This is a genomic window from Pedobacter sp. 01N310 (assembly GCF_056399805.1).
This window is the reverse complement of the sequence record NZ_JBFTSB010000001.1, coordinates 253,231-271,545: the sequence shown is the minus strand read 5'-3', so window position 1 is coordinate 271,545 and position 18,315 is coordinate 253,231. Positions and strand designations below refer to the sequence as shown.

Sequence of the window (18,315 nt, the reverse complement as noted above, 5' to 3'; positions counted from 1 at the left end):
CGTTTAACTTTAGAAAAGAAAGATCCAATAGTCCATCTTCTTAAAGGGATATTGATTTAACAGATTAACCAGTTTACCTTGCTTTAAAACCGGATGGAAACAAAAACTCTCCGAACCTTTCTTTACAGCAAGATCCGGAGAGTGAATTATTAAGGTAACCCGGATGGTTTAATAGCCCGGGTTTTGAGTCAACACGGCATCTTTATTTAATTGTATTTCACTTAAAGGAATTGGCAATAACAAATTTTTTGTCGTCAAACCTGTAATCGGTTTTGATGCATCGTTCGCGTTTAAACGAAGTGTACGTTCTACTAAAGTTCCGGTTCTCATCAGCGTCATCCTCCTATTTTCCTCTCCAATCAACTCTCTGGCTCTTTCATCAAGAATAAAATCTTTAGTCATTTCAGCTGCACTAACCTGAGCCGCATTTGCCCTTGTTCTAAGTACATTTATTGTTGTGGCAGCTTCAGCTGTTTTACCTTGAGCAACCTGAGCTTCAGCTAACAGAAGGTAAGTTTCGCCCAAACGCATCAAAATGAAATCTTTGATCATCGCATAACCAAAAGTATCATTAGGATCAAAAGCGCCCCATTTGGTTGTACTTGGGCAAATATTGACTAACGTATCAGGACCGGTAAAAGGAACCTGTTTGCCATATCTTGCAGCATATATAGGATTCGGGTCGTTGTAATAATATCTTCTGCGGATGTTGTATTGAGAGTTCCTGATATCGTTACCTTTATACAAACCATAAAGTACCCAGTTGCTTAAGCGCAACCTACCAATCGAACGCCCGCCTAACGAATCGGCCAAAGCCATTCCTGCAATGTTGTAATAAGCAGCACCCCATACCCTTCTTTGCTGTGGATTATCGGTGATACCACCAACTACCGCAGTTGGATTTTCCTGCTCTAACACCCAAATAGCCTCTGTATTTCCCTGAACTCTTCTTTCATTTCCATATTGGAACATGTCTGAATAATAATCTCCTGGCTGGCCAGTTTTAACACCATAACGGTTTCTGATGAGACTAAATTTTCCGCTACTGATAATTGCCTGTGCCTGTTGCTCAGCTAAATCAGGTTTCCCGATTCGGAGATAAACTTCAGCCAAAAGTTGCATGGCCATAAATTTATTTGCCCTGCCATACATTTTGCCTTTGGTATTAGTTTTTACCGATTCAATATCAGGAAGATTTGCTGCAGCAAAAAGCAAATCTGCTACGATGAGGTTGTTTACATCGGCTATTGGTGCCCTTACAAAATCTATTTTAGGTCCTGTCAATGCATGCGTAACCAGCGGTACACCACCAAACAAAGTAGCTAAATTATTATAAGCATAAGCCCTGAAAAACTTAGCTTCGGCACTTACTGAATTTTTACCTGCTGCACTTAAAGTGGTAACACTTGGATTTTCTATACCATCTAAAATAATATTCGTTAAGTTAACCATGATATAGTTTCTATTCCAGGTGCGGCCGGCACCAACATCTAAAGATGTTAATAAAGCGTAGTTATAGTAAGGTATTTCTACACCTTGCTGGTTATTTGTTGCATTTGCAACATCGGTTCCTACCTGCCAAACACTTGGCCAGCCTTGTTGATCGGCCCAGGAGAATATAGTACTGGTATGATTATATAAACCAATTAGTGAGGCTTCAAACCCAAGTGAATCGGTAAGTGTTAATGGTGTATATGAAGAAAATGGTTTCTCATCTAAGTAAGATTTTTTGCAAGATGAAAATGCAATAAATAATATGGATAAAGATGCGAATATGGTTATATATTTTTTCATGATGATGATAATTAACGTAATGAAACATTTAAACCCAGAACGAAAGTTCTTGTTATTGGATAATTATTTGTCCAATCTGCCGCGAATGCCTGCTGATTAGCTCCAGAATTCCCTGATCCTCTACCATAAGTAGTTTGCTCGGGATCCCAGCCTACCCAATTGGTGAAAGTGTGCAGGTTACGGCCACTTGCATAAACGGTTAAACTACCCAGGTGAAGTTTATCTAAAATGTGTTGTGAAAATACATAGCTTAATGTTACATCCTTGATTCTGGTGTAACTCGCATCAGATGCATAACCGTATCCTAAAGTATTATTGTAAGACAAAGCCGGGCGGGTTTGGCTTTGGTTTTCAGGAGTCCAGTAACCGATCTCAGCTGGCGTATTTCTTCTACCTGTTTCATCGCCATAGGTTAAATCAGGATTGTTTCTCGTTATACCCTGCGCAGTTTGAATAAATACGCTTAAATTAATATTTTTATAATGAAAAGTGTTGGTTATACCACCGGTCCATTTCGGGGCGGTTTGTCCAAGAATGGTTCTGTCATCACCAGTAATTTTTCCGTCACCATTTAAATCAGCAAACTTTAAGCTACCTGGTTTTGCTGTTGGATCCTGCTTAGAAACATCTTCGCCCGTTTGCCAAACACCAGTCATTTTGTAATCATATACGACATTGATGGGCTGTCCTATAAACCACCTGTTTCCCAAGTCATCTTTACCATCGCCATACAAATCGTCGATCTTATTTTTATTGGTCGCAAAAACAACCATTGTTTCCCAACGGAAGTCTTTTCCTGCAATGTTTTGAGTATTCAAAGTTAGCTCTAAACCATTATTGGTCGTTTTACCAATGTTTTCTAAAACTCTTGAGTAACCAGTAATAATTGGCAAGCTTCTATTCAGTAACAAACCACTTGTTTTATTCTGGTAGGCTTCTACACTACCTGTAACCCGGTTATTAAGGATTCCAAAATCTAAACCAATGTTTGCCGTTTTGGTGGTTTCCCATTGTAACATGATATTACCCAAATTATTTGGGATAACCCCAATTGTACTTATTCCGTTAAAAGGAGAACGGGAAGAACCTTCAGTGGTGATGGTATTATAAACACCAACAGCTTCATTACCAGTTTTGCCATACGATAACCTCAATTTCAAATTGCTGATAAGTTTAACATTTTTCATGAAATTTTCGTTAATAACATTCCAGCCAATTGCTGCCGATGGGAAAACACCATACTTGGTTGTATTTGCACCAAATACGGATGAACCATCTCTACGTGCCGTTAAAGTAAATAAATAGCGGCTATCATAGGAGTAAAATAAACGGCCCATCTGTGAATTCAGCCCATATCTATCGCGATAAGAACCACTTGTTTGTGTAGCACCTGCCCCTAGGTTATCCAAACCTAATTCATCATTAATAAAGCCGGTAGCACCTGCTGTGGTTGAATTGTATTTACGTTCTTGTGCACTATATAAGGCAGTAAAATCGAAATGATGCTTTTTAATATCCTTAGAATACGTTAAGATATTTTCTATAGTATAACTGTTGGTAGATGCATTAACACTTCTTGCAGTTCCATTATTATCATTTGCTAAGCGCCCTATGTAACTACCTGATCTTTCAGGAAAATAAGTATAACCAGCGTTTAACCTAAATTTAAGACCTGTTAATGCACCAGGAAATTTTACTTCGGCATAACCATTTCCATTAATATTGGTTGTTCTACCAATCTGTGTTGTTTTTAAGCCTAATAATGGATTGGTGTAAAGCAACTCAGGACTCATTGGGAAGATTGTGTATGATCCATTTGCATTATACTCCTGACCATAAGGACTCATTGCGGTAGCGAACAACAAATTTGCCCTTCCACCATCGAAATTGTTACTGGTTAAAAATAGTGATGTACCTACAGTTAAAAAACTGGTAACGTTTACATCTAAGTTTGATCTTAAGCTGACACGATTGAACTGGTATCCTTTTACCACTCCTTTTTGATCTAAATAATCTCCAGAAATAAAATATTTCACGTCAGGGGATCCGCCAGAGATACTTACGTTATGATCCTGAATTTTACCTTGCTGTGTAGCCTCGTCTACCCAATCGATAGTAGTACCTGCATTGTAAGCAGGAAGTTCCCCGATATTTGGAACCGGTCTGGTTTGGGTTTGATTGGTTTGTTTAAGAAAATCAGCATATTTCTGCAGATATTCTGCTCCACTCCGGGGTTCTAAAATATGGGCCATATTATCAATCCCCACATAACCGTTATAACGAATTACGGGTTTACCAGTTGTTCCCCTTTTCGTGGTAACTAAAATTACGCCATTTGAACCATTTGTACCATAAATAGCTGTGGCGCTCGCATCTTTCAAAATCTCTACCGATGCAATATCGTTGGGGTTAATATCGTTTAACGAACCACCTGTTTTAGTTAACGGAACACCATCTACCACTACATAAGGACCTGCATTGGCTGTTATCGAGTTTTGTCCGCGGATTAAGGCACTAGGCTGACTTCCAGGAACAGATGATGTAGTGGTAACATTTACCCCTGCTACTGCGCCTTCGATTGATTGAAGGACATTCGTTACAGGTAGTTGCGACAACCTTGCTTTAGGTACAGAAACAATCGAACCAGTAACATCAGAACGTTTTTGCGTACCATAACCTATTACAACTACATCTTGTAAGTTTTTATCCTTATCCTCTGCAAGGATGATGCTCAATTGCGTGTCATTAGCTACCAATATGGTATTGGTTACATAACCTACAAAAGTAATCACTAAACTTTCTCCTTTTTGGGCTGATATTTTGAAATTTCCATTGGCATCGCTGGCCACCACCTGAGTAGTTCCCTTAACACTAATGGAGGCACCTGGAATGGGGTTACCTCGATTATCTTTTATTTTTCCAGAAATTGAGATTTGAGCAGTTTGTGCAATTGAATCGTTTGATTTACCTAAGGATAGGATTAAAGCAAACAAAAACATTACCGCACACTTAGATGTGGCTAGTAGTTTTCTTTTCATTTTTTAAGATTATTTGGTTAGTTAATAATTGAACCGCGAGAGGAATTCAAAAGGGTAGTCTATCAAAATATTTTATTAAAATATTAATCAGACCTGATGTGGAAATTATGCATGAATGGAGATGGATTGATTACAACAAAGTAACCATAAAATCCTAGTGGAGTGAGGGGTAATACGGTAATAAGTAGGGGCTAAATTGTTACTTTTTGTTAGAATTTGGCTTTTTAACCCCTATTTTGAAGATTTTTAAACGTTTAGTCTACGTTTAATTTTTTTATTGTATTTAAGATTGGTTGATCTATTGCCTTTAAAATATTCTGATCAGGTTTAATCAGTTCTAAAACCGCGATATCATTCTTGCCTTTTTTTAACCATTCTTGAGGGATATATAACGTTTGTTGTGGCCCGATTGCCCAGTATTTTCCTAAGTTGTGTCCATTAACCCACACTACCCCTTTTCCCCAATCGGTCATATCTAAATAAGTATCCGCAACTGTCGAAATTTGGAAAGATCCTTTTTGTAATGTTGGTCCGTTTCCGCTTTGTTTTGAAGGGGCAGCATTAGCAGTATAACCAGCAATATTATTAAAAGGGAAGCCGTACATCGACCAGTTTTTAACTTCGGCACCATCAAAAGTTACCTGTTCGGTAATTCCTTTTTTGTTTTCTAACAGATACTTTCCAAAGTTTACCCTACCCATATTTTCTACAAAAATATCGAGCTGTACTTCGCCTTTCGGGAGTGTTAATGCCAAAGTATTTTGGTTTAACCTACGGTCTAAAATACCTGCTCTTTTCTGGTTAATAAAAATCAGCGCATAATCCCGTAATTGTTTAATCTGAAGTTCGCCTTTTTTACCTCCCTTAATGGTAGTTCGGTAAAGCACATAACCATAATCCTGGCTAAGATCCTCGAAAGTTAAAGGTGTGCTATTTTTCACTGCTTTTGGCAGCGCATTAAACAAAGCTACTTTACTTCCCAGTTTAAAAGGCGCAATTGCGATACTTGGTTTAGCAGCTGGAATTGGCGGTAAATTTTGTCCTGTTGGAAGATGTTTTTCGATCACACTTCTAAACGCCTTGAATTTTTCAGTTGCATTTCCAGCCTCATTTAAAGGCGCATCGTAATCATAACTACTGGTTTGTGGTTCGTAAGGTGAAATATCTTTATAGTTTGCCCCATTCATAAAATCGCGCGTTGTACCGCCATGGAACATGTACATATTGATCGAAATACCTGCTGCTAAAACAGAATCTAACTTTTTGGTGTATTGTGCTGCAGGAACGGTGTGATGAGGTGTTCCCCACCAATCGAACCATGCAGGATACCACTCAGCTATAAAATATGGGCCTTTCCCATTATGGTTCTGATTTACCAACTCCCTAATTTTTGCCGGATTATCGATTCCGTTTACAGCTGGTAGTAATCCGTCTAAATGTCCATCTTTTACATCTGCAGCAGGATCGCAGGTATAAAGCAATCCATCAAAACCTGCTTCGATAAACATTTTTCTGTTGATATCTAAATAATTTTTATCAGCAGCGTAAGAGCCGTATTCGTTCTCTACCTGTACCATAATAATATTACCACCATGGTTAATCTGCAATGGTGCCAACTGTTTGCCTACTTCAATAATATACTTCTTATACTCATCTAAATATTGTTTTTCGGTACTTCTCACCACAAGGCCTTTTTCGTTCTGTAGCCAATAAGGATAACCACCGAACTCCCATTCGGCACAAACGTAAGGACTTGGTCTTAAGATAACCCAAAGGCCTTCTTGTTGGGCGATTTTCACAAATTCGGCAATATTATTATTGCCCGAAAAATCGAATTTTCCTTTTTGTGGTTCGTGCAGATTCCAGAATACGTAAGTACCAATCGTATTTAGCCCCATTGCTTTGGCCATCTTCATACGGGCCCGCCAGGCCTCTTTTGGTACACGGGGATAATGTAACTCCCCAGAAATTATCTGAAAGGGTTTTTCATCCAATAGAAAGGCTGTTTCTCCTAGCTTAAACGTATGTTTAGCTTGCTGGCCAAAAGCTGATAAGGAGAAACATATCGCCACCAACCATAATAATTTTGCTTTCATTTTTTAAAGTTGTTTTAAGATGACCCGAATTTTGGGCAAAAACAATCCCATTTGCGCATTTTTACGCAATTCATCGTCTAGATTTATATAAAAATTTTGTTTTTTCTCTACTTTTTAAACACGCTCAGATCCCATTCATCTGCCCAGTTTATCGAAATTTTATCGTTCTCAAATTTGATTGGCAACCACAAGTAACGGCCATCAATGGCGTTTTTCGGTTCCCATTTATCAGCCATAAAAATAAATTCTCCTTTTTTGCCTGGTGCTGGCAATACATGCGTACTCTGCCCGCCATAGGTTAGCTTAGCCCCTTCGCCCTGGCATGGATTCCCCATATAAGTCCAAGGTCCCCAGATGGAGCTTGCTTTGAACCATCTGGCCGGATTTGGCGCCCATCCTGTACAGCCCGAACCAACCATATAGTAGGTTCCGTTTTTCTTAAACAAAGCTGGTGCTTCTGTTTGCTGCCCCACATAAATTCTGATAAATTTTCCTGTATGCCCTAAATAATCAGGGGTTAACTCAGCCAAATGCAACGTAAAATTTTCTTCTGAAGAGAATATATGATAGGCTTTTCCATCATCGTCTACAAAAACTGTCATATCTCTTGCCATTTGCCCACCGGGTAAATCCCTACAGAAAAAACCATCACTTTTATTGGCCGGTTGCTGGCAATTTACCATATCTTTTTCTGCTGTTCCTGCTGCATAAAAGGGCATTTTCTCCGGATTTGGACGATAACTCTTGATAAAAGTATATGGACCAGTTGGGCGATCGGCTACCGCAACACCCGATCTTGCAGCTGCATAACCTTTGCCTAAAAGTTCTAAGTGAAACCACATCACAAACTTTTTGGTTTTCTTGTTATACACCACTTTTGGGCGCTCCAGGATCGAGCCTTTAGCAATATCACTTTTCAGGTCTTCTGAAACCGGAAGTGCAATACCTTCATCTTTCCAATTGTATAAATCCTTTGATGAGTAGCAATGTACGCCTACCTGTGCCGTATTGCCTTTTTCACCTTCAATCTTATGCTCACCAAACCAATAGTAAATGCCTTTATATTCGACAATGCCTCCGCCATGGGCGTTAATATGAACACCTTTATCATCCTTCCAAAGTTTACCGGGAGTAAAAGAAGTATATGTTTGTTGTGCTGAAACATAACTATTTAGCCCTAAACTGAAGGCGATAAATCCTAAAACAAAACTGATTCTCTTATTCATCATTTTAATCAAATAATTTTTAACGTTACAAAGACGGTAATTTACCCACCTCTTTTCAATTGTATAGCTATCTGCTATTTATTTTAAACTGGCACTGTGATCGTTTTCAAAATTTTCTCCACTCCAGATCTTTTGCGCACTCCATTTCTCTGCTGGGTTGGCCCAAAATGCGTCTGCTTCTGGCAAACCTAATGGCAAAAAGATATTTGAAGCAATGTACGGGCTGCCCTGGTTGTTATAGAAATCGCCCAGATTTGGCTGATCGCCATATAAACCTATCGTTAACCAACCATTTTTATAGGTAGTAGGGCTCTCTAAAGTTTTTTTGATTACGGCGGTTAAAGCGCAACGTACCTGAGCCGGACTTAACTGTTTTGGCAATGCTTTTCTCCAGGCCATATCGGCCAAATGATGAAATGCAGCACCACGATAAATGATGGAGCGACCTGTTGCTGGGTAAGTGCCATCAGCGTTAATTAATCTTTCCTGAATAATAGCATACCGCTCATTGCGCTTCTTAATCTTCTCGAACATCTCTTTATAACTGTTCGTTTTAGCACCAATGATATTGGCCAAAGTAGCCAGATAAGGGTGAATAACATAACTATTATAATAATCGAAGGCAAACGATGTTCCATCTGTGTACATTCCATCGCCGGTGTACCATTGTTCCATTTGCTGCAGTGCATAATCAACACGCATAGGATCCCAACTGTAACCGAATCTGGCCAGAAAGGCTTCGTTCATAGCGGAGAATAATAACCAGTTAGAAAAAGCAGGCTTAAATCTTCTGGTTGTAACGATCGATTTCATCATCAGTTCCTGGTTCTTCTTGTCCAGATTTTCCCATAACCAAGGTGCACGTACCAAAGCCAATGCAACATAAGAAGCATCTACCAGTTGTTGCCCACCGATATCGAAATTCATAAAATCTTTGGCATTAGAATCTAAAGCATTTTTTAGTCCCTGAATGGCCCACTCCCGATACTGTTTCCTTAAAGCTACTTCTTCTGTCGAACCTCCTTCTAACTGCAACCATGGCGCAATACCACTTAAAACCCTACCCAAAACTTCTACATATTGTACTTTAATGCGCTGTTCTTTATTATCAATATGGATAGAAGTAACTTTTGGCATCGCAATACGCAGGCTGTCTTTAGCCAGGTTATACAAAACGGGTTTCACCATCTTATCCATCTGTTGCAACCAAAACTGCCGATCGGTTAAAACCGCGTTTTTGGTATTCTTGGTTTTCTTTTGCGCAAATGCGTAACCACCAGCCAAGACGATCAATAAACCCGTAATTAAAATATTTTTAAGTCTCATTTTTTCCTATAAAAATTTAGTTTTTGTTTGATAAATAGCGGTACATTTCGCAACCAGCCAATAAAAAGGCCCCTACACCAAAATTCGCTGTAGAATTTACATCAACCACCTGCCCCGGAATGGCTTTCTCTCCTATCGGCTGTACATACCCCAGTTTACCGTTAGGTTGTAATGCGGTTTTGGTTAGATATGTCCATGCTTTTTGTGCTGTAGATAAATAGTTTTTTTCTTTTAAATAACCGTTGTTTATCCCCCATAACAAACCATAAGTAAAAAAGGCTGTTCCACTGGTTTCTGGTCCAGGGGCATGTTGCGGATCTAGGATACTTCTGGTCCAATAACCTTCTGCCTGCTGGCTTTTAACAATTGCTTTGGCCATATTCTGGTACTTGCTTAGGTATTCGTTCCGATGTGGATCGTTAAGGGGCAGATCTTTTAACACTTTCGCTAAACCTGCAAACACCCAACCATCGCCTCTTGCCCAAAAATCTTTTTTGCCGTTTACACTTTTATGCTTCGGATAAACATATTTGGCATCCCGGTAATAAAGTTTTTCCTTTTTATCGTACATAATGCTATTTGCATACATAAAATATTCGTACAGCTTATCGAGGTATTTTTGGTCTCCAGTTACTTTATAAAGTTTGGTCATAACAGGCATTACCATGTACAAACCATCGGCCCACCACCAATAGTCGTTATTGGGTGTGCTCATTTCGTATTGCATTACCTCTTTTGCCCTTGCAATTTTATATTCTTCGGGTTTTAAGTGGTATAAATCGATATAGGTTTGAAAACAGATCTGCCAATCGCCAAACAGCACATGCTCATCTGTTTCGCCATATTTATATTTCCAGTTGGATTTATCAGTTGATTTTGCGCCCATCCATTTGTTATAAACGGCCCAATCTTCTGAATATTTACGGTAAGCTTCGTTCTTGGTAATTCCATATACCTCCATATTTCCGGTATGGTAAGCAGCATGATCCCAAAAAGCACGTACTTCGGGTTTATTGTTGCCTTGCCAATAGGTATTTGCGCGGTTGATCATTTCGAGCACTTCCTCTTTTGAAGTTGAAGTTTGTGCATTTACAGCTGTGCTGCTAAAAAACAACAATAAGAAAAGCGCCTTATACAATTTTAAATTCATTAGTGTATTGGTTTAATGCCGTTTACGGTTGGTATTACAGGTTTAATAGTTCCATCAGTATTAAATTCCATTTTATCGATGCAAACTTCACGGTTGTAGCCTGCAGCACTCCCCATTGAGATTCCTTTTGGTCGGGTAAAACGATGGTAAACCATATACCATTCATCTTTTCCGTTAACTTTGATTACACTGTTGTGCCCTGTTCCGTAAATACCTTGTGCTACATCTTTTGCCAGAATCAGATTATTTTCCGGAATGGTTATTTTTCCTATAGGCGAATCAGAAAAGCCATAACGTACCCGATAATTTTCGCTCCGTGTATCATCTTCAGACCATAAAAAGTAATACTTTCCATCACGATAAAAAACTTCGGTACCTTCTCTGAAACCATTGTTTGGTGTAATAACTTTAATCTCATTGGTATCAATCGAAACCATATCTTCATTTAATGGTGCAACGGCCATATACCCATTTCCCCAATATAGATAACTTTTGTTGGTTTTAGGATCATTAAATACATCAGGATCGATCTCCTGACCACCTTTTATTCCTTTTGGTTTGCTTGAAATTAAAGCCTTACCGCTATCTTTGAACGGACCGGCTGGATGATCAGCAACAGCAACTCCAATTTTCTGTGCTGCTGTGAAATAATAGAAATACTTATAAGCGCCGTTTACTTTCTTTTCGATAATGGTAGGTGCCCAGGCATTCTTTTTCGCCCACGAAACATCTTTCTCAAGGTCTAATATTTTACCTTCATCTGTCCAGTTAACGAGATCAGTTGATGAAAAACTTTTAAAATAGGTACCACTCCAGTTGTTAAAACCATCGCTGGTTGGATAGATGTAATATTTGCCTGTTTTATTGGAATATAAAATTTCCGGATCTGCGTAATAACCTTTTAAAACTGGGTTATTGGATACAGCAACACTTACCAAATAAGTTTTAGGTTGTTGATTGGCAATACTTACCTTAATTTTTACAGGGCCTTTAGTAAAATCTAATTTCCCTTTTGGTGCGATACTGATTTGATTAAAGGTATTAAACTGCGGATCAAAGGCTTTTAAATCTGTACCATAATTTACTGGCAGATAAAGTTTTTGGTTCACGGTATCTAAAACAATATTATTTTGGTTGATTGCCTTATTCTGTGCGCTTTGCAAAACAGATTCGACAGTATACCACTGATTGAGCAACCGGTTTAACTCTTGTTGATTAATAGGCAAAATAGTTCCGTGCCTTGGGTGAAAATCCATGGCAATATCTTGATCCACTACACTAAAATTTGCCAGATCTTTACTTTTGGTAAACTGATAGCGGCCTTTCATATATACATCGTACATCAGGATATATTCGTCGCTATGATTCAGTTTAAAAACACCAGCTCCTTCTACAGCCTCTTTTGTCTGTTGTAAATATTTATCCTGCTGCACATAACCTGTGGTGAGTTGATGGGAAACCGCTTTTTTTATGCCATTGCCATTTCCTTCTGTTTTAAAGAATAAATTGTATTTCCCTTTATCGTAAATAATGTCGCCATCAATACAAGAACCATTGGTTGGGCTAAAAAAGAGCTGTTTTGGGGCTGTTTCCAAATCTGTAAAATCAGCATTGGCGTAAGCATAATAAATTTTATCAGGCTCCTCGCCATGCTTCATCGACCAATAAACCATATATTTTTTGGCTGTTTTATCGTAAATGGTCTGTGGAGCCCAAACACGTAGCAGATTTTCGTTATTTGGAAAACGTTTTTGAATATTAACAACTGACGATGTCCAATGGATCAGATCATTTGATTTAAGCAATACCATTGCCCTGTTCGAATTCCAGCCATTGGCCGAAACCATATCGGTAGCCACCATGTAAAAGGTTTTGCCATCCTCGCCACGCAAAATATGTGGATCGCGTATACCTCCGGTACTGCTGATTTTTTCGGAAGAAATGATTGGATTATTATTGTTTAATGCCTTGTAATGGTAAGCATCGGTGCTCACCGCAAAACGGATCGCTTCTTCTGCTTTAGCGTTTCCGGTAAAATAGGCAAATAAATACGCTGTTTTTTCTTTGGGTACCTTAGCTGTTTTTTTGCTTTGTGCCTCTACCAGATTTATTGATAACAAGAACAAAACAACAAGTAGAGAAAAGTTATATTTTATAATGGAATGTTTCATTTTAAGGTTAATTCATTATTTATTTTCTGGTTTCCAATCTAGGGTCTGCACTATTGTGAGTGGCTGGTTAGCCTTTCCTTCTCCATCTACCTGGGTAACATGCTGCAGAAACAGGCTCAAAATCCCTTTGCTTTTCCAAAGTTCGGTATCATAACTGGGTTCCCAATCGCCAAGGCTTTTTTGAGTAAGATCTTCAACCTTCCAATTTCCTGATCCGAGCTCACCATTCAAAGCAATTGAAACCTTATTACCTCGTTCAGCATCCCTAAACAACAATCCCGCAGCATAATATTTTCCATTTGGCCAAACGATAATCTGTGGCCGCGAAATCGGAATCTGTTTGGTACCTCCTCCACTTAAACTAAAAGCCGTTTTTCTAAAGTTAAGGTTGCTTACTTCCCAATGGTCGTCTGTTTTAAAAACCAGGTGATATTGTGGTATGGTTTCGTTCGTATCGCGCCAATAACCTGCAATAAATACCTTGCCTTTGGCATCGGCAAACATCGATGTCTGATTAATCAGCTCGCTTTTTTGCGGGATTTTAAGCGCATATTCTGCATTGGTGGCAGTAATGGGAAGACTATATTTTTCATTGGTAGATTTTAACCAGGTTAAACCTCCATCGGTTGATTTGGCATAACATAAATCATGGTTACTGGCTACATCAGGGCTTTCGCGCCACACCCACGACAAATGGATGGTTCCAACCTGATCTATAGCTACCTGCCAATATGCATTTCGCTGTCCTTCGCCATCGATCATCCCATCCTGTATACGTGTCCATTTTTTGGTCTTCAGACTATAACGGTTTATCATCAGGTTTCCGTTTCCAGAGCCACCATCGCGGTAAAAAAATAAGAGATCGCCGTTTGCCAGCTTATAAAACTCAGGATAACTGACTTTATTTTCCTTTACAGAAAGCATAACTTTTTTATTCCCTAAGGTTAATGAACCTGCTGAAACTGATTTGGCATAATTTAGATTGTTATTATGCTGGCCCCAGGCAATATGAAGGAAACCATCACCATCTACCATAATGCTAATTGATTTATGAGCGTCGGTGGCATCACCTTTATAGGGCGTGGTAACTAATACCCAACGGGTTGAGCCGATTTTGCGTTTGGCCAGTACCACATTTTGTTCTTGATCATAATAAGCAGCATACTGGCTATCTTTAAAGCTGATTAACGAATTTTTACGGAAAATAACAGTATTTACCGAGTTGTTTGCCCAGCCGTTACTGGCAATGGTACTCAGTTGTGTTTCTTGTGCAACACTCATCAGGTTGATACCGATGAATGTGCAGATTAAAAATATACTTTTATTTAGGGATTGATACATTATACGTTTTAGGCTGCTCGGTTTCTTACATTTGGTGAAGCCGAAGTACCGAAATTTTTAAGCTTTACACAGGGGGTTAAATCATACTTTGCAGGGGGCGTTTTAAGATAAACGTATTTAAAAGCCAAAATAGCGTAACTTTTATGTTGTGGCATTAATATTATAGTATTTATGAAAACTTTTCCGGTGTTTCTTTATAAATTCTGACGGTGTTAATTTAAACAGCTTTTGAAACTGTTCTCTAAAGTATTTACTATCATTTATACCTACTCTAAAGGCAGCTTCGTTAATATTTAAATTGGTATTGATCAACAATTCGGCAGCCTTTCTGAGTCTGATAAAACGGATAAAACCATTTATAGACTGACCTGAAGTGGCCTTGATCCTTTTGTAGAGATTAGAATGGCTCATTCCAAGATCAGATGCCAGTGTTTTTACGTTAAAACTGTCTTCCATCAGGTTTTCTTCTATAATGGTAATGCACTTTTGAAGAAAGCCCTTATCCTCCTGAGATACTTTATGGGCATCACTCTTTAAGGTTATTTCATTGTAAAAATAAGACTGAAGGTTGGTCCTGTTTTTAATAATGCTATTAATTTTAGCTGTAAAAAGCTCTTTATCGAAGGGTTTACTGATAAAATCGTAGGCACCAACTTCGATTCCCTTAAGTTTTACCTCCGGACTAGGGTCGCCGGTTAACAGAATTACCGGGATATGGCTCAAGGCAGAATCCTCTTTAATCGCCTTACAGAGTTCGATACCGTTAAGGCCATCCATGTTTACATCAGATATTACGATATCAGGCAAATATTCTTTACAGAGTTTTAGTCCATCTGTACCATTTTCGGCCTTGTAAATTTTGAAATTATCCTGAAAAATATGCTTGATGTAATCAATAATTTCGGGGTTGTCATCAATAACCAAAATCGAATGTAAATCTGAAATGAGCAATTCGAGGTTGCCCACATTCTCGGCATCGTTATTTTCTGCTTCTTCCTCTTGCGCAATGAGCTCATTTACATAGGTTAATTCGTTTTGGAAAACACCGCTTTGCTGCAAGTTTGGCTCCCCAACCGGAATATCGATCAAAAATATGGTACCCATTCCCTGATTGGAACGGAACGAAATTTTCCCTTTATGTAATTCTACAAAGTTTTTGGCCAGGTAAAGACCAATACCGAAACCCATCTTCAGCGATTCGTTCGACATTACTTTATAAAATTTATCGAACAATTTTTCACCCACATGCGCCGGTATGCCCGGACCACTATCGCTCACCTCAATCTGCACCCGCATACCGAGGGTTTTAACGCTAAATTTCACAAAACCGCCTTTTGGGGTAAATTTAAGCGCGTTAGAGAGCAGGTTAAAGAAAACGATTTCGAGCTTGTCTTTATCTGCATAAATATCCAGTTCTTCCTCCTCGCACTCAAAAGTATATTCGATATGGTTCTGCTTTGCCAAATAATTAAAGCAGAGGAAAATCTCGTTGGTAAATTTGTAGAGGTTGATCCTTACAATCTTCAAGGCGTCGTTCTCACTTTCCGTTTTTCTAAACAGCAATAGCTGATCTACCAAACTTAACAAACGCCTCGAATTGCGGTAAACAATATTTAAATCGTTCTTCTCTTGCCCTGGGTCTTTCTTATGGATAATATCTTTAATCGGATTAACAATTAAGGTTAACGGCGTTCTCAGCTCGTGCGAAATATTGGTAAAGAAATTCAGTTTTTTCTCATTCAGATCCTTTTCACGCTCCATTTTAAGGTTGGTAATTTCTACCTCGTGTTTTAATCTTCTCTGGCGGTTGCGATAGGTTTGAAAAAGATAAAACAGGGAAGATCCTATAATAAGGTAAATGGCATAGGCCCACCAGGTGCGGTACCAAGGGGGTAAAATCCTAATCATTACGATCTTTTCGTTGTTGCTCCAGGCACCTTCGGTATCGGTACTTTTAATATGCAGTTTATACTCACCTTCATTTAACCTGGAATAATAGGCTGTGCTTAATTTGTTTACATAATTCCAGTCTCTATCCCAACCTTCGAGGTAATAGGCATAAGAAATCTGATCCTGAAAAGAGAATTCTATTGCTGCATAATCGATAGAAATCACCGCAGCACTAAATGGGATTTCTATGCGTGCTAAATTAACAACAGAAATATCGTTATAACCTGAATCCTGATCGAGCGGAATATTGTTGATCCGAAAATCAGTCAGCACCATTTTTGGTATCCTTTTATTTTTCTTGATGCTATCGGGCGAAAACAAGTTGAAGCCACCAATTCCACCAAATAAAAAGTTACCGTTTGCAAGTTTTAATGCAGCATTATAATTAAACTGATTGCTTTGTAAGCCATCGGTAGCATAATAGTTTTTAAAGCTTTGGTGTGCAACATCAAATTTTGATAAACCATTATAAGTACTACACCATAAATTACCTTGAGCATCCTGGAGGATATTGAGCACCGAATTACTTGGTAACCCATCGCTCTGGATGTACCGCTTTATTTTTTTGGTTTCGGGATCAAAAAGCAATAAACCTCCACCTTCGGTGCCGATCCATATTTGATGATTAAAATCTTCCTGAATGGCCCTGATGGCAAAATTGATCTTCGTATAGCTATGTTTTTTGTTTATTGGATCGATTTCGATCAGTTCGGTATAGTTCCCTGCCCAAAGTCTTCCTTTCGAATCCTGGAACAAGCTGTGGATATCCTTTAGATTATGGTCAAAAAGTTCAAATTTATCGGCAATTTTATTGTAACGATACAATGCACCACCTTTTGTAGTGCCTACCCAAATATTTTGTTGTTTGTCTTGATAAAGCTTCCAAATGTTAATGTCATCAACGCCTTTATAGTTATTGTAACAGTTATAATGAACAAATTTCCCGGTTGTTTTATTAAAACGATCTATCCCGCCGCTAAAACTGGCCACCCAAACGTTGTGATCTGCATCGTTTAAAATACTGGTAACAAAATTACTTGTTAAAGAGTTTGGATCGCTGGTTTTGGCATAATTAGCAAAAGTATTTTGCTTTCTGTTCCAAACACTTAAACCACCCCCATCAGTCCCGATCCAAATGTTTTTGTTTTCATCTTCGCTAAAGGAGAGTACAAAATTGTTAATTAAGGAATTGTTTTTTAATGGATTATGTTTAATGGTGGTAAACTGCTCATTTTCTGGATCGATGATATTAACCCCACCACGTAAGGTTGCAATCCACTTTCTAGATTCGCGGTCTTCGTAAACCTGGGCGACAGAATTACTGCTGAGTAAGCCTTTTTCTTTTCCTGCAGATAGGTAATTTGTTTTTTGATTTTTTGTATTGTAAACAGCAATTCCTCCCCCATCAGTCGAAATCCAGAGTTTTTGTTGCCGATCAAACAACAAACTCATAATATTCTCATTGCTTAAATGCTGGTTAAACTTGGTGAGGCTACTATTGGCTTTATCAAATTGAAAAAGTCCGTGCTCTGTTCCAATCCAGAGTGTTTGGTTAGTGCCTTTGGTAATGCATGTTACTGAGCGTACTGCAGCAGTTACTAAACGAAGTCTATGTTTATCATTATCGTATCTGCAAAGCCCCACATCTTTTATAAAAAGCCATAGGGTTTGTTGTTCATCAACATATAAAGCTTTTACAGTGAAATCGAAATTTTTGCCGTATGGGATCCGTTTTGCAATGGTGCTATTCTTTTCGAGCATAAACAGGCCTTTTTCTTCAGTAGCTACATAAACAGCTAAAGCCTTACTTATTGCAATGGAATTAATAGCATAACTTACCTCATTTTTTCTTCCCTTGTCTAGATAAATCAATTGATGAAACTTGGAATCGGCATAATCATAATAAGAAACGCCCTTTTGCGTACCTACCCAAACCTTGTTTTTCGCATCTCCATTCAGTACCGTAATGTGGTTATTTACTAATGAATGTTCGTCTCCCCAGCCATTTCTAAAAACCTTAAAATGATAGCCATCGTAACGGTTTAATCCATCATAGGTACCCATCCACATAAACCCAAAATGATCTAGATACAAAGAGTTTACCACATTATTAGATAGGCCACTTTCTACCCCCAGATATTTAAGGCGAATAGTTGTAGACTGGGCAAAACAAATAACTGCACCCATCCATAAAAAAAATATGGAGCAAGCAGTTTTTTTCTG

The 18,315-nt window shown here is 38.5% G+C and carries 9 protein-coding genes; all 9 read right to left on the bottom strand.

What is annotated here, in order from left to right:
* Positions 1 to 168 precede the first annotated feature (168 nt).
* Complete coding sequence (locus AC1DNH_RS00920; protein ID WP_477625079.1) at positions 169 to 1,794, bottom strand: RagB/SusD family nutrient uptake outer membrane protein; 1,626 nt, start codon at positions 1,792 to 1,794, stop codon at positions 169 to 171.
* 11 nt (positions 1,795 to 1,805) lie between these two features.
* Positions 1,806 to 4,832, bottom strand: a complete 3,027-nt coding sequence (locus tag AC1DNH_RS00915) for a SusC/RagA family TonB-linked outer membrane protein (protein ID WP_477625078.1) — start codon at positions 4,830 to 4,832, stop codon at positions 1,806 to 1,808.
* Positions 4,833 to 5,086: 254 nt separating this feature from the next.
* A complete protein-coding gene (locus AC1DNH_RS00910) occupies positions 5,087 to 6,928 on the bottom strand; it encodes a glycoside hydrolase family 35 protein (RefSeq protein WP_477582655.1) in 1,842 nt (613 codons plus the stop codon).
* A gap of 107 nt (positions 6,929 to 7,035) precedes the next feature.
* Positions 7,036 to 8,157, bottom strand: a complete 1,122-nt coding sequence (locus AC1DNH_RS00905) for a glycoside hydrolase family 43 protein (RefSeq protein WP_477582653.1) — start codon at positions 8,155 to 8,157, stop codon at positions 7,036 to 7,038.
* A 75-nt stretch (positions 8,158 to 8,232) separates the two neighbouring features.
* Entirely contained in the window at positions 8,233 to 9,480 is a 1,248-nt protein-coding gene (locus AC1DNH_RS00900; RefSeq protein WP_477609278.1) for a DUF2264 domain-containing protein, read from the bottom strand.
* A gap of 16 nt (positions 9,481 to 9,496) precedes the next feature.
* Positions 9,497 to 10,630: a glycoside hydrolase family 88/105 protein gene (locus tag AC1DNH_RS00895; RefSeq protein ID WP_477582649.1), complete on the bottom strand. Its 1,134-nt coding sequence runs from the start codon at positions 10,628 to 10,630 to the stop codon at positions 9,497 to 9,499.
* Positions 10,630 to 12,801 (bottom strand): glycoside hydrolase family 43 protein, encoded by a 2,172-nt coding sequence (locus tag AC1DNH_RS00890; RefSeq protein ID WP_477625077.1) that lies wholly within the window; start codon positions 12,799 to 12,801, stop codon positions 10,630 to 10,632. The genes AC1DNH_RS00895 and AC1DNH_RS00890 overlap by 1 nt, the downstream gene beginning before the upstream one ends.
* Positions 12,802 to 12,816: 15 nt before the next feature.
* On the bottom strand, positions 12,817 to 14,082 hold the full coding sequence (locus tag AC1DNH_RS00885) for a BNR repeat-containing protein (protein WP_477611103.1): 1,266 nt from the start codon (positions 14,080 to 14,082) through the stop codon (positions 12,817 to 12,819).
* 201 nt (positions 14,083 to 14,283) lie between these two features.
* A complete protein-coding gene (locus AC1DNH_RS00880) occupies positions 14,284 to 18,279 on the bottom strand; it encodes a two-component regulator propeller domain-containing protein (RefSeq protein ID WP_477625076.1) in 3,996 nt (1,331 codons plus the stop codon).
* Between the last annotated feature and the right edge of the window lie 36 nt (positions 18,280 to 18,315).